19 protein-coding genes and 1 riboswitch are annotated in these 22614 nt (G+C 62.7%); of the genes, 13 read left to right on the top strand and 6 right to left on the bottom strand.

The genetic code is table 11. From position 1 onward, the window contains the following. Positions 1–32 precede the first annotated feature (32 nt). Positions 33–2423: a glycoside hydrolase family 31 protein gene (locus V7778_RS02575; RefSeq protein ID WP_335551788.1), complete on the top strand. Its 2391-nt coding sequence runs from the start codon at positions 33–35 to the stop codon at positions 2421–2423. A gap of 169 nt (positions 2424–2592) precedes the next feature. On the opposite strand, the gene V7778_RS02570 is transcribed toward V7778_RS02575, so the two are convergent. Both V7778_RS02570 and xth read right to left on the bottom strand, forming a co-directional pair. After that, entirely contained in the window at positions 2593–3219 is a 627-nt protein-coding gene (locus V7778_RS02570) for a LysE family translocator (protein WP_335551787.1), read from the bottom strand. A 53-nt stretch (positions 3220–3272) separates the two neighbouring features. After that, complete coding sequence (gene xth, locus V7778_RS02565) at positions 3273–4058, bottom strand: exodeoxyribonuclease III (protein ID WP_335551786.1); 786 nt, start codon at positions 4056–4058, stop codon at positions 3273–3275. 195 nt (positions 4059–4253) lie between these two features. Between xth and V7778_RS02560 the strand changes: the two genes are divergently transcribed. From V7778_RS02560 to V7778_RS02545, 4 genes are read left to right on the top strand one after another with little or no spacing between them, the layout of a single operon-like run. Beyond that, on the top strand, positions 4254–5081 hold the full coding sequence (locus tag V7778_RS02560) for an ABC transporter substrate-binding protein (protein ID WP_335551785.1): 828 nt from the start codon (positions 4254–4256) through the stop codon (positions 5079–5081). 15 nt (positions 5082–5096) lie between these two features. Further along, positions 5097–5792, top strand: a complete 696-nt coding sequence (locus V7778_RS02555; RefSeq protein WP_335551784.1) for an amino acid ABC transporter permease — start codon at positions 5097–5099, stop codon at positions 5790–5792. A 16-nt stretch (positions 5793–5808) separates the two neighbouring features. Beyond that, positions 5809–6501 carry an amino acid ABC transporter permease gene (locus tag V7778_RS02550; RefSeq protein WP_335551783.1) on the top strand — a complete coding sequence of 231 codons (693 nt, stop codon included), beginning with the start codon at positions 5809–5811 and terminating at the stop codon, positions 6499–6501. 14 nt (positions 6502–6515) lie between these two features. Then, positions 6516–7244, top strand: a complete 729-nt coding sequence (locus tag V7778_RS02545) for an amino acid ABC transporter ATP-binding protein (protein ID WP_335551782.1) — start codon at positions 6516–6518, stop codon at positions 7242–7244. Between the two features lie 152 nt (positions 7245–7396). Here the strand turns inward: V7778_RS02545 and V7778_RS02540 are convergent, their stop codons facing one another. Further along, entirely contained in the window at positions 7397–8761 is a 1365-nt protein-coding gene (locus V7778_RS02540) for a family 43 glycosylhydrolase (protein ID WP_335551781.1), read from the bottom strand. 336 nt (positions 8762–9097) lie between these two features. Further along, a riboswitch (cyclic di-GMP riboswitch) is annotated at positions 9098–9186 on the top strand. 92 nt (positions 9187–9278) lie between these two features. Between V7778_RS02540 and V7778_RS02535 the strand changes: the two genes are divergently transcribed. Next, complete coding sequence (locus V7778_RS02535) at positions 9279–11075, top strand: S8 family serine peptidase (RefSeq protein WP_335551780.1); 1797 nt, start codon at positions 9279–9281, stop codon at positions 11073–11075. A gap of 54 nt (positions 11076–11129) precedes the next feature. Here the strand turns inward: V7778_RS02535 and V7778_RS02530 are convergent, their stop codons facing one another. Further along, a complete protein-coding gene (locus V7778_RS02530; protein ID WP_335551779.1) occupies positions 11130–12212 on the bottom strand; it encodes a glycoside hydrolase family 43 protein in 1083 nt (360 codons plus the stop codon). 304 nt (positions 12213–12516) lie between these two features. Between V7778_RS02530 and V7778_RS02525 the strand changes: the two genes are divergently transcribed. From V7778_RS02525 to V7778_RS02515, 3 genes are all read left to right on the top strand, one after another. Beyond that, positions 12517–14049 (top strand): right-handed parallel beta-helix repeat-containing protein, encoded by a 1533-nt coding sequence (locus V7778_RS02525; RefSeq protein WP_335551778.1) that lies wholly within the window; start codon positions 12517–12519, stop codon positions 14047–14049. Positions 14050–14490: 441 nt separating this feature from the next. Then, the gene (locus tag V7778_RS02520) at positions 14491–15165 is read left to right on the top strand and encodes an OmpA family protein (protein WP_335551777.1); all 675 of its coding nucleotides are present in this window, start codon (positions 14491–14493) and stop codon (positions 15163–15165) included. A 29-nt stretch (positions 15166–15194) separates the two neighbouring features. Next, a complete protein-coding gene (locus V7778_RS02515) occupies positions 15195–16346 on the top strand; it encodes a YsnF/AvaK domain-containing protein (RefSeq protein ID WP_335551776.1) in 1152 nt (383 codons plus the stop codon). A 220-nt stretch (positions 16347–16566) separates the two neighbouring features. On the opposite strand, the gene V7778_RS02510 is transcribed toward V7778_RS02515, so the two are convergent. Next, positions 16567–16755: a hypothetical protein gene (locus V7778_RS02510; protein WP_335551775.1), complete on the bottom strand. Its 189-nt coding sequence runs from the start codon at positions 16753–16755 to the stop codon at positions 16567–16569. A 506-nt stretch (positions 16756–17261) separates the two neighbouring features. On the opposite strand from V7778_RS02510, the gene V7778_RS02505 reads away from it, so the two are divergent. From V7778_RS02505 to V7778_RS02490, 4 genes are all read left to right on the top strand, one after another. Beyond that, positions 17262–18023: a DUF3304 domain-containing protein gene (locus V7778_RS02505; RefSeq protein ID WP_335551774.1), complete on the top strand. Its 762-nt coding sequence runs from the start codon at positions 17262–17264 to the stop codon at positions 18021–18023. A 72-nt stretch (positions 18024–18095) separates the two neighbouring features. Further along, entirely contained in the window at positions 18096–18857 is a 762-nt protein-coding gene (locus V7778_RS02500; protein WP_335551773.1) for a DUF3304 domain-containing protein, read from the top strand. Between the two features lie 76 nt (positions 18858–18933). Beyond that, positions 18934–19695, top strand: coding sequence for a DUF3304 domain-containing protein (locus V7778_RS02495; RefSeq protein WP_335551772.1), 762 nt, complete (start codon positions 18934–18936; stop codon positions 19693–19695). After that, positions 19692–21848, top strand: coding sequence for a T6SS phospholipase effector Tle1-like catalytic domain-containing protein (locus V7778_RS02490; protein WP_335551771.1), 2157 nt, complete (start codon positions 19692–19694; stop codon positions 21846–21848). The genes V7778_RS02495 and V7778_RS02490 overlap by 4 nt, the downstream gene beginning before the upstream one ends. 7 nt (positions 21849–21855) lie before the next feature. Here V7778_RS02490 and V7778_RS02485 read toward each other — a convergent pair whose 3' ends face one another. Next, a complete protein-coding gene (locus V7778_RS02485; protein WP_335551770.1) occupies positions 21856–22602 on the bottom strand; it encodes a pseudouridine synthase in 747 nt (248 codons plus the stop codon). Positions 22603–22614: the final 12 nt, after the last annotated feature.

Raw genomic sequence — 22614 nt, 5'->3', positions numbered from 1 at the left:
TTTACGACAACCAGAACAACGATAGCGACGACATGACACGAACACCGATAGCCCTGGCGCTGGCGCTGATGGCCAGCCAGCTTGCCTTCGCCCAGAACGCCGACCGCCAATTCGAAGGCGTCACGCGCGCCCAAGACACGCTCGAGATCGCGACCAGCGACGGCCGCTACCTGATCCGTCCCTACGCGGCCAATATCGTCGAGACCAGTTTCGTGCCCAAGGGCGAGCGCCTGGACTCGGCCTCGCATGCGGTGGTGCTGGCGCCAGGCAAGGTGGCCGCCAGCTTCAAGGACGAGGGCGGGCGCATCACCTACGCGACCGAAGGCATCAGCGTGGTCGTCGACAAGCAGCCCTTCCGCATCAGCTACGCCTATAAAGGCAAGCCGCTGGTGGCCGAGAAGCGCGGCTATGCCAAGGGCGCCGAACTGGAGTCCATCGAGTTCGCGCTGGACGGCGGCGAGGCCCTGTACGGCGCCGGCGCGCGCGCGGTCGGCATGAACCGCCGCGGCAACCGCTTCCGCCTGTACAACCGCGCCGACTACGGCTACGGCAAGCGCTCGGAGCTGCTGAACTTCACGATCCCGGTCGCGCTGTCGTCCAGGCAGTACGCGATCCACTTCGACAATCCGCAAACCGGCTGGCTCGACTTCGACAGCCGCCGCGACGGCACCCTGCGCTACGAAGTGAGCGGCGGGCGCAAGACCTACCAGGTGGTCGCCGGCGACAACTGGGAGCAGGTCATGGACGGCTACACCAGCCTGACCGGCCGCCAGCCGCTGCCGCCGCGCTGGGCCTTCGGCAATTTCGCCAGCCGCTTCGGCTACAAGAGCGAGGCCGAGACGCGCGCGGTGGTCGACAAATTCGCCGCCGAGAAGATCCCGCTCGACGCCGTCGTGCTCGACCTCTACTGGTTCGGCAAGACCGTCAAGGGCACCATGGGCAACCTGGACTGGGACCGCGACACCTTCCCGACCGCCGAGAAGATGATGGCGGATTTCGCTAAAAAGGGCGTGAAGACCATCGTCATCAGCGAGCCCTTCGTCCTGACCACCTCGAAACGCTGGCAGGAAGCGGTCGACAAGGGGGTGCTGGCGACGGACGCAGCGGGCAAGCCCTTCGTCTACGATTTCTATTTCGGGAACACCGGCCTGGTCGACCTGTACAAGCCGGAAGGGCGCGACTGGTTCTGGAACATCTACAAGGGCCTGAAGAACGGCGGCGTGGGCGGCTGGTGGGGCGACCTGGGCGAGCCGGAGATGCACCCGAGCGCGCTGCTGCACGCGGCCGGCAGCGCCGACCAGGTGCACAACATCTACGGCCACGACTGGGCGCGCCTGATCGCGGAAGGCTACAAGAAGGATTTCCCGAACGAGCGCCCCTTCATCCTGATGCGGGCCGGCTACTCGGGCTCGCAGCGCCACGGCATGATCCCGTGGTCGGGCGACGTCAGCCGCAGCTGGGGCGGCCTGCAGTCGCAGATGGAAATCGCGCTGCAGATGGGCATGCAGGGCCTGGCCTACATGCACTCGGACCTGGGCGGCTTCGCGGGACCGGTGCTGGACGACGAGCTGTACGTGCGCTGGCTGCAGTACGGCGTGTTCCAGCCGGTGTTCCGTCCGCACGCGCAGGATGCGGTGCCGTCCGAACCGGTGTTCCGCAGCGAGCGCACCAAGGTACTGGCGCGCGAGGCGGTGTGGCTGCGTTATGCGATGCTGCCGTATAACTACACCATCGCGTTCGACAACAGCCGGAACGGCATGCCGCTGATGCGTCCCCTGATGTTCGTCGAGACCGATCCGGACAAGCCCTTCGACCGCTCGACCACGTATTTGTGGGGGCCGGACTTCCTGGTGGCGCCGGTGGTGGAGCCGGGCGCGACCCGTTCCGAGGTCTACTTCCCGACCTCGAGCAAGGTCTGGTTCGACTTCCATACCGGCGAAGCCCATACGGGCGGCGTGCTGGAGGTGGTGAAGCCGGAAGACGCCCACATCCCGGTCTACGTCCGTGCCGGCGCCTTCATCCCGATGGCCAAGGTGGCCCAGACCACGCGCGACTACAATAGCCGCCAGATCGACCTGCATTACTACCACGACGCCTCGGTGGCCGCGTCCAGCGGCAAGCTGTACGACGACGACGGCGAGACGGCCGACGCCCATGCGAAGGGCATGTACGAGATCGTGCGTTTCGCGAGCAAGTACGCCGCGGGCAAGCTGGAGGTGGGATTCGAGACCGAGACCGGTAAAGCGTACCGCGCGGCGGAACGCGGCTTCGTGCTGAAGGTGCACAACGTCCAGGCCTCGCCGCGCGCGGTCAGCATCGACGGCCGCGCGGCGCGGTTCAGCTGGAATGCCAAGCACAAGCTCCTCGAAGTCGGCGTCCCGGCGCGCAAGGGACAAGCGGGGAAGGTTGTGATGTCGCTGTGAGCGTGATCGGGTAATTCAGTCTCACCACCAACCCTAAGACCGTCATTCCGGCGAAGGCCGGAATCCAAGTTTCTACGCGTACCTCCTGCGGCCCCTGTTAGTGGTAACGCGACGAACTTGGGTTCCGGCCTTCGCCGGAACGACGTGCTGAGGCTAGCGGTGATCGCGCTTACCGCGCCACGATCAGCCGCAGCCCCAACCCAATAAAGATCGCCCCCGCCACCCGGTCCAGCCACAGGCCCGCGGTCGGCGTCCGATTCAGCCACTGCCCGATCGCCCCCGAAAAGTAACCCAGCATCCCGAACAGCAGCGCCGCCTGCGCGGTGAAGGTCAGCCCCAGCGCCGCCGTCTGCCAGTTCGCATCCCCGCGCGTCGCCACCACGAACTGCGGCAGGAAGGACAGGAAGAACAGCACCACCTTCGGGTTGATCGAGTTCGCCACCAGGCCCTTCACGAACAGTTGGCCCGGCGTCTCGTCGGCGCCGCCCGCCGCGCCGACCTTGGCGCCGCCGCGGCTGCGGATCGCCTGCCAGCCCATCCAGATGAGGTAGAGCCCGCCTGCGATTTTCAGCGCCATAAAGGCCGTCGGCGAGGCGGCGATCAGGGCGCTGACGCCGATTACCGCCAGGATCGTATGGTTCAGGCAGCCGAGCGCGCAGCCGAGGCCGAAAGCGATGCCGCGCGCGCGGCCCTTGGCGATGCCGAGACTGAGCACCATCAGGTTGTCGGGGCCGGGGGAAAGGGTGATCAGGACGGCGGCGGCCAGGAAGCCGGCGAATTGTTCGGGCGTGAGCATGCGGTTGGTATGAACAAAAAAGAAACAGCATACCGCATGCCGGGTAAAGAGATCTAAGCGATCGCCTTCATGTCCAGTTCGATCCAGGTCGGCGCGTGGTCGCTCGGCTTCTCGCGCGCCCGCACGAACTTGTCCACGCCGGCGGCCTTCAGCGCCGGCGCCAGGGAAGGGCTGAGCAGCAGGTGGTCGATCCGCAGGCCGGCGTCGCGCCCGAATGCGTCGCGGAAGTAATCCCAGAAGGTATAGATGGTTTCGTCCGGATGCATGGCGCGCAGGGAATCAAGCCAGCCCTGGGCCACCAGCCGGTGGAAGGCTTCGCGCGTCTCGGGGCGGAACAGCGCGTCGGTCAGCCAGCGCTCCGGCTTGTAGACGTCGCGCTCGGTCGGCATGACGTTGTAGTCGCCGGCCAGCACCACCGGCACGCCGGCATCGAGCAAGCCCTGGGCGCGCTGGATCAGGCGCTCGAACCAGGCCAGCTTGTAGTCGAACTTGGGGCCGGGCGCCGGGTTTCCATTGGGCAGGTAGAGGCAGCCGACCAGCACGCCCTGGTAGGCCGCTTCCAGGTAGCGGCTCTGCTCGTCCGACGGATCGCCCGGCAGGCCGCGCTGGACTTCCTGGGCCGGGCCCTCGCGGGTGAGAATGGCGACGCCGTTCCAGCTCTTCTGGCCGATCCAGAGCGCGTGGTAGCCGGCATCGCGGATCGCCGCCTCCGGGAACTTCTCGTGCACGGCCTTGAGCTCCTGGAGGCAGAGCACGTCCGGCTGGCGCTCCTCGAGGTATTGGAGCAGGGCGGGCAGGCGGCTGCTGATGCCATTGACGTTGTAGGTGACGACGAGCATGGTGTCTCCGGATGAGTCGATGGACAAGATTGTGCCCCTTGAGCTGTAGTGTTGTCGCACGCATAAGCTGGCAAACTAAGCAAAACTCGGCCTTTATAGCGGAACGAGCATTTTCTTATGGTTATTTATTCTTTTTGGCATATATGCGTTTGTCATATACTGCTGGGATCGAATATTTTTAGCTTTGGAGCATCCGTGTTCAACCGCCGTCACTTTGTCATTAGCGCCTTCGCCCTGTCTCTCCTGGCAAGCGGCGCCGCCCAGGCCGACCAGCTGGCCGACATCAAGAAGAAGGGCGTGATCGTGTTCGGCGTACTCGGTACGGACGAACCGAACAGCTTCATCGAACCCAAGACCCGCCAGCTGGTGGGTTACGAGATCGACCTGGCCACCGCGGTGGCGAAGAAGCTGGGTGTCAAGCCGGTGTTCAAGCAGATGGCCGTCTCGGCCCGCATTCCCGAGCTGCAGCAGGGCCACGTCGACGTGCTGGCCGCCACGCTGACCCACAATAAGGAACGCGAGTCGCAGGTCGATTTCGCCCTGACCCATTTCGTCACCGGCTCCAAGGTCATGGTGCGCGCCGTCAGCGGCATCAAGGGGCTGGACCAGCTGGCCGGCAAGAAGGTGGTCACGGTGCGCGGCGGCACCCAGGAAACGAATATCCGCAAGGCCGTCCCGACGGCCGGCGTGGTGACCTTCGAGAACACCCAGCAAGCCTTCCAGGCCCTGCGCCAGGGCAAGGGCGTCGCCTACGTGAATGACGAATCCTCGCTGCTGGCCGACTACGGCAAGCTGGGGCCGGCCGCCAAGGGCTTCACCATCCTGCCGACCTCGATCGGCAACGAGTCCATCGCCATGGGCCTGCGCAAGGGCGAGAAGAGCCTGAAGGCCGTGGTCGACCAGACCCTGCGCGAGCTGGAAGCAAGCGGCGCCGCCGAGCAGCTGTTCAACAAGTGGTACGGCCCGGGCACCCGCGCGAACATCGCCAAGCGCCAGTTCAAGATCGCCACCGACAAGATCTGAATCTGAGTCCACACCTTGCAGTTTTTCGATCCGACCATCCTGCAGTCCGGCCAGTACCATGACTGGCTGGTGCAGGGCTTCATCCTGTCGCTGCAGCTGACCGCCGCCAGCTTCGTTTTCGCGCTGCCCTTCGGGGCCCTGGTCGCGGTGATGCGCACCTCGTCGTTCGCCCTGGCGCGCACGGCGGGCGCGGTCATCGTCGAAGGTATCCGCAACGTGCCGCTGCTGGCGCACCTGCTGTTCTGGTACTTCGCCTTCCCCGAACTGCTGCCCGAAGGCGCGCGCGAATTTTTATATGCCCACAATCCGGAAGCCGTGTGCGCCGTGATCGCGCTGGCACTGTACAGCGGCGTACACATGGCCGAGGACATCCGCAGCGGCATCCGCGCCATTCCGTCCACCCAGCTCGAAGCGGCGCGCTCGCTTGGCCTGGGCCGGGTGGCGGCGGTGCGCCTGGTGCTGCTGCCGCAGGCCCTGCGCGCCTCGGTGCCGCCGCTGCTGTCGCAGACCGTCAACCTGTGGAAGGACACCAGCGTGGCCACCGTGATCGGCGCCGCCGAGATGATGTACCAGGCCGCGCGCGTGGAGACCAGCAGCTTCCGCAGCGTCGAGGCCTTCACCTTCGCCACCCTGGCCTACCTGACGGTGTCGCTCCTGATCTCGCTGGCGGCCCACCTCTACCAGCGCCGCTATCCGGTGCGACCGGCATGAGGACGTGAGACAAGCCATGCTCGAACTGATCGATACCTACTGGCTGTACTTCCTGGTCGGCCAATATCCCGAAGGCCCGCTGGGCGGTGTCGCGCTGACGGTGCTGCTGTCCGGCGCGGCCCTGGTGCTGGCGATGCCGCTCGGCCTGCTGCTCGGCATCGCCCGCGTCAGCCCGCTGCGCGCCGTGCGCTGGCCGGTGGCCGCGCTGGTGCAAGTGGTGCGCGCGGTGCCGCTGCTGCTGGTGGTGTTCTGGGTCTACTTCTTCCTGCCGGCCGTGACCGGCGTCAAGACCGGCCAGGCCACCACCATGCTGATGGTGCTGGTGCTGTTCGACGGCATCTACCTGGCCGAGATCGTGGCGGCCGGCATCCGGGCGCTGCCCAAGGGGCAGCTCGAAAGCGCGCGCTCGCTGGGCCTGGGCTACGGCCAGGCGCTGCGCCACGTGGTGCTGCCCCAGACCCTGCGCAACGGCCTGCCTTCGCTGGTGAGCCAGCTGGTGTCGACCATCAAGGCGACCTCGCTCGGCTACATCATCGGCCTGTCGGAGGTGTCCTTCATCGCCACCCAGGTCAACACCCTGGTGTTCACCCAGGCGGTCGAGGTCTACCTGATCCTGGCCCTGACCTATTTCGTGCTCTGTTTCGGCCTGTCGCGGCTGGCCTTCCTGCTCGAGCGGCGCCTGCAGGGGCGCGCCGTGCGGGTTCTGTAAAGGATGTGTGAACGATGATCGTTCTGGATAAAGTCAACAAGTGGTACGGCGACTACCACGCTCTGGTCGATGTGAGCGAGCGGGTGGAGAAAAACGAGGTGGTGGTCGTCTGCGGCCCCTCGGGCTCGGGCAAGTCGACCCTGATCCGCACCCTCAACCGGCTCGAAGAGATCGATGGCGGCCGCATCGAAGTCGGCGGCCGCGATATCCATGCGCGCGGCCTCGACGTCAACAGCCTGCGCGCCGGCATCGGTTTCGTGTTCCAGCACTTCAACCTGTTCCCGCACCTGACGGTGCTGGAGAACTGCACCCTGGCGCCGGTCCAGCTGAAGCGCGCCAGCCTGAAAGAGGCGCGTGAGCTCGCGCTGCAACTGCTGGAGCAGGTGGGCCTGGCGCACAAGCGGGACGCCTACCCCAGCGAGCTGTCGGGCGGCCAGCAGCAGCGCGTGGCGATCGCCCGCGCGCTGGCCATGCGCCCGCCTATCATGCTGTTCGACGAGCCGACCAGCGCGCTCGACCCCGAGATGGTGGGCGAGGTGCTGCAGGTGATGCGCTCGCTGGCGAAACAGGGCATGACCATGGTCTGCGTCACCCATGAGATGGGCTTCGCGCGCGAAGTGGCGGACCGCGTCTGGTTCATGAGCGAAGGGAAGATCCTGGAGCAGGCCTCGCCGGATGAGTTTTTCAACAATCCGCAGCACCCGCGGGCGCAGCAGTTCCTGGCGGACCGCAGCGGGCGCTAGTGTTCCCCGCGGCAGCAAGACCGTCGCACCGGCGCAGGCCGGTGCCTAAGTCTTGCTTGCGCTTCCACTGCGCGACGAACTTGGGCCCCGGCCTTCGCCGGGGCGACGGTTTTACGGCTAACGATAAGGGTCAAGCCGGCTGGAAGTTGACGCTATTTGCGCACCAGCGACCACTGCTGGTTACTGCCGTTATTCACCGGCCACTGGATGATCTGCGCATTCTCCGCCGTGCTCTTGTTCTGCACGTCGAGCACCATTCCGCTCAGCTGGTTGGCCGCCGTATGGTAGCCGGCCGCCGGACTGGCGAAGCGCCAGCGCTGGCCCGGGCCTCCCCAGTAGCCCCACTGGGCGATATTCGTGCCCTGGGTGGTCGAGTTGCCGTAGTTGTCCAGGCTGCGCAGGCTGTTGGCGTTGATCACGCTGTAGTAGCCGTCGCCCTGGCCGATCACATACCACTGCTGGTGGCGGCCGTTGGCGTCGCTGGCCTGCTGCACCATCGCCCCATCCGCCGCCGAGGCGCCCGCCACGCCCAGCACCTTGCCGCTCAGCCGCGACTTGAAGGCGTACAAGCCGTCGCTGATGCCGCCGCAGCCGGCGAAGTTGCTGAAGTTGCGAGTGAGGGTGGGCCAGCCGTTGGCGTAGCTCATGCGCAGGATGTCGAGCTTGGCATTGCCGCCGTCGCTCAGGTCGTAGTAATGGGTCGAGACGAAGTGGCAGCCGTCCTGCTTCAGCTCGCCGATATGGCCGGGACCGCGGTATTTGCCGTCGCTCACCGGTAGTACGGTGCGCGTGCCGGAGTAGGGGCCGCGGATATTGCTGGCCTTTTGTACTTCCACGTAATAGGTGCTGGCCGCGCCGTCGCAGCACTTTCCGCGGTTGACGAAGAGGTAGTACTCGTTGCCGTTGCGGGTGATCGCGGGCGCCTCGATGTCGCGGTGTCCACCGCCCCAGATGGTGCTGATGCTGCCGGTGATCTTGCCGCTGGACTGGTTGATCTCGGCCAGCCCGATCCCGCCGAAGAAGGAACCCCAGGACATGTAGACCTTGCCGTCATGGTCGCGGAACAGGGACGGGTCGATCGCGTTGATCTCTCCGCTGCCGCCGAAGGATTCGACCACGATGCCCAGGTCGGTCCAGGCGGGGTTCTTCAAGGAGGCGGTGCGCGCCACGCCGATTGCGGAGCTCGAGGTGCCGAAGGTCGAGACCGAGTAGTACAGGTAGTAATAGCCGTTCATCCGGATCAGGTCCGGCGCCCAGAACGCGCCGGTGAAGCCGGGAATCTTGTTCTTGATCCAGGCGGGGTAGTTCGTGAATACCGGGCCGGGGCCGCCGGTCCAGGTTACCAGGTCCTTCGAGGTCGAGTACCAGACGCCGGTGCCGGTGGTGAAGTTGAAGTAGGTGTCGCCATCCTTGGTGATGGTGCCGGGATCGTGCGCGTTCTTGAGTCCAGCCAGTTCGATGCCTGTTGCGGAAGCGGCGCTGAGCGCCAAACACAGTGCTGCCAGGTACTTGTTCATCGAGATCTCCAGTATTGTGGTTGTATGTACTGCCCGGCCAGCGTAGGCGCGACCGTGGGGCGCCACCAATGAATTTAATCTCGGCCGCAATACCGTTTTCGGTATCCCATCCATGCGCAATGCATGTCGCGAAAATAACCAATAGTAACTGGCAGTCAAGAGCGTTTGCATTATTGAACTACCCATGAATTTCTTTGCAAGATTGCTGCCCCTGCTATCTCTGCCATAGGGAAACTGCCAGATCCTACCCCTCAAAGAAATAAATCGCCTGAACGCAACAAGATTTGTTTGAAACCGGTTGTCACACGGAAAAAGCGTGGCTATACTCGTTTCAGTGTCTGAAAAGGGCAAACTCCGCGAAAGCGGAGGACGCAAAGTCAACGGTCTAATGAGCCTTCGGGCTCGATGACGGCAGGACTGCCAGAATCGATCCGCGCAAACCCGCGAACGCCAGTTCGCCCTGCGGTCGCTTGCTCGCAATCCTCGAGTCGTCGCTTAACTTACAGGATTCGCCAGCATGCCACTCACCTCCGCCATCTTCCGCAAGACCTCCATCGCCATCGCCGCCGGCTTCATGTCGCTGCTAGCCGTCTCGAACGCCAGCGCCGCACCGGGCGGCGTCCAGGGCGAGTTCGCCCGCGGCCGCATCCTGGTCGAAGCGCGCGCCGGCCTGTCCGACGCCGAGCTCGGCAAGGCGATCAAGGCCCATGGCGGCAAGTCGGCCCGCAAGCTGGGCCAGAGCAACATCCATGTAGTCGAGCTGCCGCCGGGCCTGTCGGAAGAAGACATGGTTGCCAAGCTGTCGCGCCATCCGCACTTCAAATTCGCTGAACTCGACCGTAAAGTCTCGGTCGCCATGGCCGTGACCGACCCGTATATCGGCAGCGCCTGGCACATCGGCAAGATCGGTGCCAGCACGGCCTGGGACAGCAGCCAGGGTTCCGGCATCACCATCGCCGTGCTCGACACCGGCGTCAACGTGGCCCACCCGGACCTGAAGGACCGCATGGTCGCCGGCTACAACGCCGTCAACAACGGCACCGACGTCACCGACCTGTGCGGCCACGGCACCGCCGTCGCCGGCGCCGCCGCCGCGACCACCAACAACGCCCTGGGCGTGGCCGGCATCGCGGGCGCCGCCCGGATCATGCCGATCCAGATCTCCTACAAGGATTCGACCGGCTGCCACGCTTACGACAGCACCATCGCCAACGGCATCACCTGGGCCGCCGACCACGGCGCGCGCATCGCCAATGTCAGCTTCGTCGGCATCGCTGGCAGCGCCTCGGTGAAAAGCGCCTCGCGCTACATGAAGAACAAGGGCGGCCTGGTGTTCATCTCGGCGGGCAACAACAACGTCGACGAGAACGTCGTGCCGGACACCGGCTACGTCATCGTGTCGGCAACCGACAGCTACGACAAGAAGGCCAGCTTCTCGAGCTGGGGCAGCTTCGTCACGCTGTCGGCGCCGGGCACCGGCATCTGGACCACCACCAGCACCCTCGGCTACGGCACCAAGAGCGGCACGTCGTTCTCGAGCCCGATCAGCGCCGGCGTGGCCGGCCTTCTGATGGCGGCCCGTCCGGACCTGAGCGGCGCGCAGGTCGAATCGATCATGTACTCGACCGCGGTCGACCTGGGCGTGGCCGGCCGCGACCCGATCTTCGGCTACGGCCGCGTCGACGCCGCCGCCGCGATGGCTGCCGCCCGCGGCTACACCTCGCCGGTGGACACCACTGCGCCTAAGGTTGCGATTTCCGCGCCGCTGGGCAGCAGCACGGTCTCCAGCCTGGTCCCGGTGAGCGTGAACGCCAGCGACAACGTGGGCGTGGCCCGCGTCGAGCTGAAGGTCAACGGCACCGTGGTCGCCACCGACAGCGCCGCGCCGTACAGTTTCAGCTGGAATTCGGCCGGCGTGGCCAACGGCATGGCCAGCCTGGTCGCCGTCGCCTACGACGCCGCCGACAACGCCGGCAGCTCGGCTGCGGTGTCGGTGAACGTCGCCAACAGCAGCACCGGCACCGTGGTGACCGATACCACCGCCCCGGTGGTCGCGATCAATAACCCGGTCAACGGCGGCAGTGTCCGCGGCTCGGTGTCGGTGAGCGTCAGCGCCTCCGACAATGCCGGCGCCGCGGGCATCACCAACAGCATCGCCATCGACGGCGCCGTCAAGGCGACCGGCACCGGCGGCTCGCTGGCCTACAGCTGGAACAGCAAGAAGTCGGGCAAGGGTACCCACACCATCACCGCGACTTCGCGTGACAAGGCCGGCAACGTGGCCACCAAGACCGTCAGCGTGACCGTGCGCTGATCTCCGCGGCAGCGGTAACGAAAATGGCGCCCTTGGGCGCCATTTTTTATGCCCTTACTTCCCGGGTCCTGGCGCCGGCGACAAGGTCCGTGGCGCCACGCCCGTGGTGGTCATGACCACGGGCCGGATGCTGCCGTCGTCCTCGAAGTACAAGCGCTCGATCGCCGTCTCGCGGTGATGGCCGTTGGTGTCGTTCAGGGGGCGGCGGTGGTAGGCGATATACCAGTCGTCGGTGCCCGGGATGTTGACCACCGAGTGATGCCCCGCGCCCTTGGCGATCTTGCGGTCCTGGCCCAGGATCGTGCCGGCGCGCTTGAACGGGCCGGTGGGCGACTCGCCCATCGCATAGGCGACGCGGTAGTCCGGCCCCGTCCATGCTCCTTCCGACCACATGAGGTAATACACGCCCTTGCGCTTGACCATGAAGGAGCCTTCCACATAGGCGGGGTCGGGCGTGATTTCCTTGAAGGTGACGCCGTCGGGGAAGGGGACGAGGCTCAGCAGGTCGGGCGCCAGCTTGACCACGTTCGCATGCTTCCACCCGCCGTAGTACAGGTAGAGCTGGCCATCGTCGTCCTTGAAGACCATCTGGTCGATGGGCTGGGCGCCGTGATGGATCTTGTCGATCAGGGGACGCCCGAGCGCATCCCTGAACGGCCCCTCGGGACGCTCACTGACCGCCACCCCGATTCCGCCGGTCTGCCCGTCGCTCTTGATGTCGTTGGCCCCGAAGAACAGGTAGTACTTGCCTTCGTGCTCGATGGCCGACGGCGCCCAGACCGCATACGCGGCCCAGGCCACATGCTCGACATCGAGCACGTGCGCGTGCTTCGTCCAGTTCACCAGGTCCGGGGACGAAAACGCATTGATGAAGGTCTGCTTCAGGTAGGGTTCCCAGATCAGCTTCGACTGCGCACGCATGCGCTGCTGCTCCGGAGTAAAGGAGCGGGACCGGTCGGGCTTGCCGAAATGGTCCGAGTAGGTGGGATAGATCCAGTAGGTGTTGCCGAAGATGCGGATCTCCGGGTCGGCGTACCAGCCGGGAACGATCGGATTGGCCGCATGCGCGGGAATGACGGCGGCGCTGGAGAGGGCAAGCGCCAGCGCGTGTGCGATGGCGACGGACATTCTATTCATTGCTGGGACTCCGGGAAGTGAACATGGCAGGCGTGGGGCGCAGAAACTTTTCAAGAATAGCATCACTTTTTCCCCGTCAAGCAAGCGGCGCATGACGACCTACTTGACGGTGGGAATTGGCGCCGCCACAACTCGGCCTTGCCACAGCTCAGTTGTTTTAACAACTAGTCGTTGCGGTCTTGTTACCGCGAAGCGTAGCATCGTCTGGCAGACAGAACACTTGGCCGGTACAGCCAAGGGCAATGACGCGGCTGGCCGACCCGGCTGGCCCCATGTTTGTCAGATCCTGATTGAGGAAACCGTGATGACCAAGAGAAGAGACTTCCTTCGGATGGCCTCCGGCGCGGGTGTCTCCGCGTGCGCGGCGGCAGTGGTTCCGAAGTTCGCAAAGGCGCAGGCCGGACGCAGCGTGAATGTGCATTACATCGACCCGAGCGTCGCCGGTCCGGGCGACGGAACGCTCTCCAACCCGTTCCGCTCATGGGCCAGCGTGTCGTGGGCGTCCGGCCATACCTACCTGCAAAAACGCGGCACCACCTATTCGGGGGTATTCCAGGTGGCGGCGAGCGGCACCGCGTCGAAGCGCATCACCATTGGCGCGTATTACAAGTCCAACGGCGGCGACGATACGTCCAAGCCAAAACCAATCATCATTCTGCCGCCGGCGCCCACCACGCCGGCCACCGGCGCGTCGATCGCGGTGTACAAGCAGGAGCGCGATTTCGTCACCTACCGTCACCTCGACATCCGGAATAGCGCACTGCCGGAGGCGAGCGACGCGGCGATCATCTGGCTGGGCAATTACTGCGTTTTCGAGAACTGCAATGTGAGCTCGAATTGCGCCGGCGTGTATATCTTCGAAAAGAACGGCGTGACCGTCTCAGGCTGTGTGCTGGACGTCATCAGGAATGGCCCGAGCTTCGGCAACCAGGGGATCCTGGTCGCCGGGAACGCCAATATGGACGACATCCGCTTGCTCAATAATGTTGTCCGCCACCGCGGCGGCGGCACGGTGGCATCGCATGGCATCCGCTGTGAAACCTATAGCAGCGCCGCCTTCATCACACGTCTCGTCATTCGCGGGAACAGCGTCTCTCCGCCACCTGGTGTCGATGTCAACCCGAACCGCAGGGCGATCGGCATCTACCTGGTCCAAGGGCAGGCTGCCACCCTGGACAAGAATACCGTCACCGGCATGCTGACCGGCATCTTCATCAATGGTGGAGACCGTAGCTACGTCGGCAACAATAACTGCAGCAAGAATATGAACTTCGGCATCCATATCAGCGGCCTTGCCAAGTCCTACATCATCGAACGCAATACCTGCAATGCCAACGGCGGCACCTTGACCACGACCTATTATGGGCGCGGCATCGAGCTGTCGTCGGCGGACGGGCAGGGCGCCGTCTCGGGCCACACGATCCGCTACAACACCTGCAGGTTCAACTTCAACTACGGCGGTCCGCTGGACAACGGTTCGGAAGGCATCGGCATCGGCGTGGACGATGGGACCAGCAAGTGTTCGGTGTACGGGAACATCATCTCGAACAATGAGGGGAATGGTATCCAGGTATACGGCGGCGGCGATCGGGCGAAGTGGACTGACACGGGCGGCCATACGATCGATTCCAACAAGATGGATTCAAATTGCAGCTACTCCGTGCTGGGGCGGCGTAGTGGTGGAAAGACGCCCAGCCAATTTCAGGCCCATATTGCGCTGGCTTACGTCTACGGCAGCCCTACCATCGTTTCGAAAAACACGTTCTCGGGAAGCACGCAAATGGGGGTCTATACCGACGGCACGGACGAGAACATCACGATCGTCGGCAATATCTAGCCGGCCCACTACCCGGAGAATTACCGGATGCGCCCGATGACATGGCGTTTCATTGCTGGCCTGAATGCGTGAAACCGAGCGTGCATCCCAATGCTCGCTTATCGCTTCGCATACTCGACGAAGCTGTCACGCATAAAAAAGCAATAGGCGACTACGCCACTCTTGACGAGTGCGCTCCTCACCCAGGCTCGCCGCGATCCGCGCGAGCTTTCAAACTGTCGGGTAGCTTGTACAAACAACCCCTCTTGCGTCCTACAGAAGGCCGCGTTTTATGCTGGCAGGGTAGCCTGAAAAACGAAAGGCCCAATAGCTAAAATGAATTGCTGATCAGACGGGCAAGGCCTTCATGCCGTGTGGATTTACGTAATTTATCGGTGTTACAAGCTGCGCTCGCCGGAAATTCAACGATACCCAACCAAGAGCATAAAAGGAGATGACGTCATGGCGCAATCGGATCGTCAAGGCGACGGTACGCCGCCAAGCAATATTCATGTCGGCCCAGCGACAAAGAAGGCGAACTGGATTCCCTGGATACTTTTGGCGCTGGGGCTGCTTGCGCTCCTGTTCGGGCTCAGGCGCTGTAGTGACGAGAGAGACAGCGCACCCGTCGCAGCGGTTCCTGCGACCGCGCCTGTCGCCGACACGGCGACCGTCCCGGCTACTGCCCCTGCAACGGTGGCGACCCCGGCGCCTGCCGCTGTCCCCGCCACCGGGGCGGTCCTTGCCGGCACCTCGGGTGTCGGCAGCTACCTTGCCGGAACCGAAGCATTGCCCCGCACCTTCGTGTTTGAAAAGCTTCATTTCGATACCAGCAAAAGCGACATCCGCCCCGTCGACCGTGACGAGCTGAACACGCTGGGAGCCGCCTTGAAGCAGTATCCGAATGCGCGCATCCGGATCGTCGGCTATGCCGATGCGCGTGGCGCCGCGACTGCCAACGCCACGCTGGGCAAGGAGCGCGCAGAAAGCGTGAAGGCAGCGCTCGTGGCGGACGGCATTGCCGCTACTCGGATCGAAACCGCCTCCGGTGGGGAGACCAATCCTGTCGATTCAAATGCGACCTCGACCGGTCAAGCCGAGAACCGGCGGACCGAGCTGGTCGTCCTCCAGCGCTAATCCTAACCGTTGTCAAGAAAGGAAATCCTATGTCTCGCACTATCACAGCATTGTTCAACACGCGCGCCGATGCCGAAGCGGGCCGCCAGCGTCTGCTCGCCACCAATATCGATGCCGATAACGTCAAGATCCATGATAAAGCGTCGCTTGGTGAAACCGCCTATTCGTCCCATAGCGCTCCCGGCATGTGGGCGTCGATCAAGAACGCATTCCTGCCCGATGAGGATCGCCACACCTACGAGGAGGGCGTACGTCGCGGTGGCTTCCTGCTGACCGCCGACGTCGATGACGATGAAGCTGACGAGGCCGTTAAAGCACTCAATGAAGCCCACATGAACAGCGTCGATATCGACGAGCGCGCCAGTCAGTGGAAGTCGCAGGGCTGGAATCCGCCGGCGGCGGGGCTTGGCATGGCCGGAGCCGCGGGCATGAGCACCGGCTTCCAGAAATCGTCGTCGATGTCGGCGCAGTCGGCAAATCAGCAGGCCAGCATCGGGCGCACGGGCTCCCTCCAGCGCGATACTGCGACCCAGAGCATTCCCGTCGTCGAAGAGCAGCTCAAGATCGGCAAGCGCGAAGTACAGCAGGGCGGCGTGCGCGTCTACTCGCGCATTGTTGAAACACCGGTCAACGAAAGCATCAGCCTGCGCGAGGAGCACGTGGACGTGCAACGCCGCGCCGTCGACCAGCCGATCAGCTCCGACGACGTCGACGCCTTCCGGGAGCAAAGCATCGAGATGCGGGAAACCGCCGAGGAAGCCGTCGTCCAGAAATCGGCCCGCGTTGTCGAGGAGCTCACGGTCAGCAAGCAAGTCAACGAGCGCCAGGAACAGGTCCACGATACGGTGCGTCGTACCGAAGTGGAAGTGGAACGACTCGATGGCATGACTGCGTCCGGCGGCACGAACGACGACAGCTACTATCGTAGCCACTTCCAGAGCAATTACGGCGCCTCGGGCGGTTCGTATGACGATTACGCGCCGGCGTACACCTATGGCTCGCAGATGCGTGGCGACAGCCGCTACAGCAGCAGGCAATGGGACGATGTCGAAAGCGACCTGAGGTCCGACTGGGAATCGCGCAATGCCGGCGGAGGTTCAACCTGGGAAAAAATGAAGTCGGCAGTACGTCATGGCTGGGATCGCATGACGAACGATACCGGCACGAAGCGCTCGTACTAAATGGGCCGTTGACAGCGGCCGAGCAATCGGCTGCTGTCAACCGGCGTAGGAGCCGGTTCTTCTCTACCGGACAAGGAGCCGGGCTAGTCCGGCCCCCGCCCATTCTCTTTCCGGCCACCTGACCTCATTTACGCTCGTGCGCTCGACCAAGAGCTGCCTTCCAAGGTGTCTGGGTCGAGCCTGACGACCTTGGGGCGACCCCGCCGGGGAGGCGCGAAGCTCAGCGGTGTGGAAGCAAAGCATGAACGATTTCTCGGAAGGGCGCTGACCGCGGCCCGATGCCGCCGCGCTCTCTGCCTGTCTTGATATCGTTCGCCCCGAAGAACAGGTAGAACTTGCCATTGTGTTCGGTGGCCGGCGGCGCCCACACCGCATACACCGCCCAGGCCACGTTTTCGACATCGAGCACGTGCTCGTGCCGCGTTCAATTCAACAGCTTACCCCGAACATTATCTTTCCCGATTTCTGGATCGGGCGACGAGTTGCGTGCGATCCCATCTTGAATCATGCATGACCTACCGTCTACTTCGGCTTGGCCCATTCCTGCCATCCCGCCATTCACCCGTCGGGCACCTGCATCGGCAAGCATGCGATGCTCCTGTGGAATCACACTGGAGCATGAATGATGCATGAACGCACACGATTGGGTTGTTGTTTGAAGGCATATTTGTTAAGTCTGCAGTAAAGTAATGCCGGTTTGTGTGGGAGCGTCTTGCCTGAGCGAAGCTGTTCTACTGCTTCATGGCGATTCTTCCCAAGCCTGTTCCGCCAGCTGAATGCTTCCCGCGGGTCGTTTCCGCTATTCGAATCCATTCCCCGGTAGAGCGTCAGCGACGCGATTGTCTTCCGGCCGTGGCGCGGGTCGGCGGGTTAGGGTACCGCAGTACTTGTGAGTTGGAAGCTGGAGTATCAACAATGAAGCGCTGTCTGGCCGCACTACGTGCGGTACTTATTCTTCTCGCAGGCTGTACATCGGAGCTGGACGGCGGCGCAGCGGCGCCGAAAGGCTCCGTAGCGGTCAGCGTCCATGGCGTGAACTATTCCGGCGACCCGTTCAAATTCGGCGTTACGCACCCGAATGCGAGCGAAGACACGGGAGTGGGCGAGCACATCGGACCATTCAGTGCCGGCGGCACCGTTTGCTGCTTTAACTTGCCCGAGAAATGGAAGCCCGGTATCAAGCTCACGGTGTATGCGAGCCATTGGGTGGGCAAGGGCGCGAACAATGGCGCCGACACGGTCGACAAGGTCCATACCGTCGAGCTGCCGCCTTACGCGGATGGGAAAGCGGGTGAGCTATGGGTGATGCGCACGGCCGAGGGGGGACTCGAGGTGGTGTCCAGCGATTTGCAACCCGACCATCCGCAATGGCCGGGGAAGGTCAAGGGCTGGCCTGAGCCGTCTCTTGAGTTTCAGCGTAAACACTGGGCTTTGCTTCATGGTTACGCCATACAGGCCGTAGAGGACAATATTAGCCTTCTTGAGGAACTGAAAAGAACGCCACACGCAGCCATCACGAAGAGCTGGAAGTTTGACCGGCAATACCGTCATGATGAAATAGCGAACTTTTCTGGACCGGAGGATCCTCGCTATGCCGACTACCTTGAGAATCGGTATAAGGAAGGATTGCAGCAATCGAAAGCACGTGTTGCGGAGAGTTTGAGCGAGAAGCCATGAGTACGATCTTTTGTTCTATTCGGTGGATGTAGCAATTTTTAATTGGACGCTAGAGAGCCTGGAATATCGACGATGAAGCGCTGTTTGGTCGCACTGCATTTGATGCTTATTCTTGTCGCCGGCTGTACATCGGAGCTGGACGGCGGTCCAGCGGCGCCGAAAGGCTCCGTAGCGGTCAGCGTCCATGGCGTGAACTATTCCGGTGACCCGTTCAAATTCGGCGTTGCGCACCCGAATGCGGGCGAAGACACGGGAGTGGGCGAGCACATCGGACCATTCAGTGCCGGCGGCACCGTATGCTGCTTCAACTTGCCGGAGAAATGGAAGCCCGGTATCAAGCTCACGGTGTATGCGAGTCACTGGGTAGGCAAGGGCGCGAGCAATGGCGCCGATACGGTCGACAAGGTCCATACCGTCGAGCTGCCACCTTATGCGGACGGGCAGGCGGGAGAGTTATGGGTGATGCGTACAGCCGAGGGTGGACTCGACGTGGTATCCAGCGATTTGCAACCCGACCATCCGCAGTGGCCGGGCAAGATAAAGGGCTGGCCGGAGCCGTCCCTTGAGTATCGGCGTAAACGCTGGGCCTTACTGCATAAGAATGCATCGGCCTATTTAAAGAATTACGAAGACTTGCTCAAGGAGCTGGAAGAAACACCTGAGCGATCACTTAAGGAATCCTGGGATTCCGATCAAAAGTACGAACCCGACGAAATAAAAAATTTCTTCGGATTCAATGATCCCTGCTACGCGGATTATCTAAAGACTCAATTAACTGAGGGGAAGCAGTATTGGCAAGCCCGTGTGCAGCAAAGTTTGAAGGAACGGCCATGAGCATAATCCTTCGTTCTATACGGTGAACGTCGCAATACTCGCTGGGTTAGAAGCTAAAGAACATGGAGTATCAACAATGAAGCGCTGTCTGGTCGCACTGCATGCGGTGCTCGTTCTTCTCGCCGGCTGTACATCGGAGCTGGATGGCGGTGCAGTTGCGCCGAAAGGCTCCGTAGCGGTCAGCGTCCATGGCGTGAACTATTCCGGCGACCCGTTCAACTTTGGTGTTACGCAGCCGAATGCGGGCGAGGACACGGGCGTGGGCGAGCACATCGGACCGTTCAGTGCTGGCGGCACCGTATGCTGCTTCAACTTGCCGGAGAAATGGAAGCCTGGTATCAAGCTCACGGTGTATGCGAGTCATTGGGTGGGCAAGGGCGCGAACAATGGCGCCGATACGATCGACAAGGTCCATACCGTCGAGCTGCCGCCTTACGCGGACGGGAAAGCGGGTGAGCTATGGGTGATGCGCACGGCGGAGGGGGGACTCGACGTGGTGTCTAGTGATTTACAGCCCGACCATCCGCAATGGCCGGGCAAGGTCAAGGGCTGGCCCGAGCCGTCTCTCGAGTATCGGCGTGGACGTTGGGCCTTGCTGCACAAGAACGCAACGGATTATTTAGAAAATTACGAAAATTCGCTTAAGGAATTGGAAGAAAATTCTGAGCGAACCCTCAAAGAATTTTGGGAGTCTGATAAAAAATATGAGCCGGACGAGGTCAAACATTTTTCAGGTCCCGACGACCCTCGTTACATAGAACACCTAAAAACTCGTCTCAAAGAGGGGTTACAGCGGTCGCAAGCCCGTGTTCGACAGAGTCTGAAGGAGAAGCCATGAGCTCGATACTCTGTCCTAAACTAAGTGATAAGTATGCTCGAGCATTCAATAATAAAGAATTTTTCGATTCCAAGGGTGACCTAGAAAGAATCGAGAACTTCGAGATTCGCGAATCGCCTTATGGATTCGATCCAAGGCGCTCTTGCGAAACCAATCTCTTCCTCGGATTCTTTTTCGACGGCACACGCAACAACTATAGGGCGGACGAACAGGGAAACAGTCAATCAAATGTAGCGCGTCTCTATGACATCTTTCCGGGTTTCGACGTACCCAAGGTATTGCCCGAGGCATCCAAGTGGAAAGGTGAAAAAGATCCGCGATTCCCGCACTTCTACCGCATCTATGTGCCCGGGGTGGCGTCGCCATTCGAGCAGGTCGAAGACAGCGGAGCCGGATTCACGAAGATCCTCGGCGGGGCCGGGGGCAGGGAGGGAGAAGACCGCATTGTCTGGGCGCTCATACAGGCCATAAACAGCGTCCACCGGTTCTTCTATCGCCGTCCCTTGCTGTCCTACCGCGAGAGCACCGATCTCGCCATCCGCCTGTCCCTGGGCAGGATTGCCAGGGGATATATGACGAAGCCGGAACTGGGCCTGCGTGACTACATGGGCTACGCGAACATTCAGCCGCGCATGGCGTTCGAAAGTCTCTTGAAGCGGCTGCACGCCAGCGTGTCGCTGCACTGGCCTGTCGCTGGTGGTAAGCCCAGGAAGATCGACCCTGGAATCGTGAAGACGATCCACGTGTCGACCTTCGGTTTTTCCCGTGGTGCGACCCAGGCCCGGGCGTTTGCCAACTGGCTGGATTCCTTGTGCCGGCTCGACGCCATGCTGTGCGGCCGTAGTGGCCACAGCCTCGGTGGTTTTCCGGTCGAGTTCGATTTCCTGGGGCTGTTCGATAGCGTCGCTTCCGTCGGCCTGGGCAACACCTACGGTAACGCCCTGTTGACGCAGCTGGCGGACGGGCATGGCGCATGGGCGGATGCTGAAGACAGCCTTCGCATCCCGGCCAGTATCAAGAGCTGCGTCCACCTGGTCGCCGGGCACGAGCTACGGCGCAGTTTTCCACTCGACTCCATCGCGGTCGGGTCAACGCTTCCTCCAAGGTCCGAAGAAGTGGTGTTCCCTGGCGTTCACTCCGACGTAGGGGGCGGCTACGGGCCCATGCAGCAGGGCAAGGGCGTGAATCCCGATGGCAGCGATATGCTGTCCCGCTTGCCCCTGCTTTACATGTACAGGAAGGCACGCCTGGCGGGCGTACCCTTGAGACTCGACCTGGCGGACGAATGGGCGCAAAAGAAGTTCGCCATCGATGCACGTGTGCTCAAGGACTTCAATGCCTATGTATCGACATGCACGAAGAAGTCGGGGTCGCTCACGGACATCATGCGCGAGCAGCAGATCCTGCAGATGGAGTGGCGTTACGCCCGGCGCGACGCCGGGGCGGCGCCGCTGCACACACAAATGAACTTCAGGCGAGCAAGCAATTTCGACAAGAATGATCTCGAGTGCGCCAACAAGGAGTTCAATAGCGAGCTGGCGGAGTTCGAGGAAAGCCTCGATGCCTGGAAAAGACACCGGCCGCGGAAGCAGGCGCCCGGCTTCGGCAATTCCGTGCCGCGCGAGTGGGAAGAGATAGCGACACATTGGCCGTTCAGGCAGCCGGATCCGGCCGTCGCGCGCTTCTTCGACGAGTACGTGCACGACTCCCGCGCTGCATTCAAGCTGGGTGCGTCGGACAACCCTGCCGACGCCGTGAAAGACCTGGAGAAGTGGTCACGGGAGCTGGCGATGCGAAAAACGCTGCATCAGCAGTCGAGGATTTCATCGCGCCTTGGCCATATCCCCGGTGCGCCGGACTATGGCATGCATCCCAACCATCGCATGGCCGCCGAGGCCTTCGAACGGGCGAGGCGGCAGGCGCCAGGGGAAACCGACCGTAGCAAGTTCATTCCCCGCTATATCGTCGAGGGGCGAGAACCGTTCTTCATCGCAGAAGCCGGTTATTTCCGCTTCAGGAAGATCTACGGCGGTTCGGATGATGTGCTGCTGTCGAACTGGCGCCCTGTGGAGACGCAGCAGGACCGGTCCTATGCGAGTCTCGGGGATGACGCACAGGCAAACGACGACCAGTTCCCCTCACGGGCCGCATAAGACCGTTCTAGAACTGCTCGTCCGGCCGCAAATACCGCCACTGCCCCTGCGGCAAATCGCCCAGCTTGACCTTGCCGATGCGCACCCGCTTCAGGCCGAGCACCTTCAGCCCGACCATGTCGCACATGCGGCGGATCTGGCGCTTGCGGCCTTCCTTGAGGGTGAAGCTGAGCTGGTCCTCGTTCTGCCAGCGCACCTTGGCGGGCAGGAGAGGCTTGCCATCCATCCACAGGCCGTGGTTCAGCTTCCTGAGCTCGGTGTCCGGCAGCTTGCCCGGCTTGGTGTACTGCACCCGCACCAGGTATTCCTTCTCGATCGACGTGTCCTGGCCGATCAGCTGTTTGGCGATGCGGCCGTCCTGGGTCAGCACCAGCAGGCCGACCGAATCGATGTCCAGGCGTCCGGCCGGCACCAGGCTGCGCAGCTGGGTGGGGTGGAACTGGTCCGTCGAGGGGTCGTCCGCCCAGCGGTTCTCTGGCTTGACAAGGGTGACGGCCGGCTGGTAGCCGTCCTCGGCCTGGCCGCTGACGTAGCCGACCGGCTTGTTGATCAGGACCGTGACGCGCTTGGACTGCTCGGCCGCGGCCTGGCGTTCGACGGTGACGCGCTGGGTGGGCAGCACCTTGCTGCCCAGCTCGGACACCACCTTGCCGTCCACCCGCACCCAGCCCTTGGCGATCCATTCATCGGCTTCGCGGCGCGAGCACAGGCCGAGTTCGGACATACGTTTGGAGAGGCGGAGCGGTTCGGTCATTGGTCGGAGCTG

It is taken from the genome of Massilia sp. DD77 (genome assembly GCF_036961685.1).
Taxonomy (GTDB): domain Bacteria; phylum Pseudomonadota; class Gammaproteobacteria; order Burkholderiales; family Burkholderiaceae_D; genus Telluria.
The sequence above is the reverse complement of the archived record's forward strand: the minus strand, read 5'-3'. Positions and strand labels throughout refer to the sequence as shown.

Bases quoted from the DNA above. Each gene is read 5' to 3' on its own strand.
- V7778_RS02575 (WP_335551788.1), top strand. From the start codon at position 33: ATGACACGAACACCGATAGCCCTGGCGCTGGCGCTGATGGCCAGCCAG.
- V7778_RS02570 (WP_335551787.1), bottom strand. From the start codon at position 3,219: ATGCTCACGCCCGAACAATTCGCCGGCTTCCTGGCCGCCGCCGTCCTG.
- xth (WP_335551786.1), bottom strand. From the start codon at position 4,058: ATGCTCGTCGTCACCTACAACGTCAATGGCATCAGCAGCCGCCTGCCC.
- V7778_RS02550 (WP_335551783.1), top strand. From the start codon at position 5,809: ATGCTCGAACTGATCGATACCTACTGGCTGTACTTCCTGGTCGGCCAA.
- V7778_RS02545 (WP_335551782.1), top strand. From the start codon at position 6,516: ATGATCGTTCTGGATAAAGTCAACAAGTGGTACGGCGACTACCACGCT.
- V7778_RS02540 (WP_335551781.1), bottom strand. From the start codon at position 8,761: ATGAACAAGTACCTGGCAGCACTGTGTTTGGCGCTCAGCGCCGCTTCC.
- V7778_RS02535 (WP_335551780.1), top strand. From the start codon at position 9,279: ATGCCACTCACCTCCGCCATCTTCCGCAAGACCTCCATCGCCATCGCC.
- V7778_RS02530 (WP_335551779.1), bottom strand. From the start codon at position 12,212: ATGAATAGAATGTCCGTCGCCATCGCACACGCGCTGGCGCTTGCCCTC.
- V7778_RS02525 (WP_335551778.1), top strand. From the start codon at position 12,517: ATGACCAAGAGAAGAGACTTCCTTCGGATGGCCTCCGGCGCGGGTGTC.
- V7778_RS02520 (WP_335551777.1), top strand. From the start codon at position 14,491: ATGGCGCAATCGGATCGTCAAGGCGACGGTACGCCGCCAAGCAATATT.
- V7778_RS02515 (WP_335551776.1), top strand. From the start codon at position 15,195: ATGTCTCGCACTATCACAGCATTGTTCAACACGCGCGCCGATGCCGAA.
- V7778_RS02505 (WP_335551774.1), top strand. From the start codon at position 17,262: ATGAAGCGCTGTCTGGCCGCACTACGTGCGGTACTTATTCTTCTCGCA.
- V7778_RS02500 (WP_335551773.1), top strand. From the start codon at position 18,096: ATGAAGCGCTGTTTGGTCGCACTGCATTTGATGCTTATTCTTGTCGCC.
- V7778_RS02495 (WP_335551772.1), top strand. From the start codon at position 18,934: ATGAAGCGCTGTCTGGTCGCACTGCATGCGGTGCTCGTTCTTCTCGCC.
- V7778_RS02490 (WP_335551771.1), top strand. From the start codon at position 19,692: ATGAGCTCGATACTCTGTCCTAAACTAAGTGATAAGTATGCTCGAGCA.
- V7778_RS02485 (WP_335551770.1), bottom strand. From the start codon at position 22,602: ATGACCGAACCGCTCCGCCTCTCCAAACGTATGTCCGAACTCGGCCTG.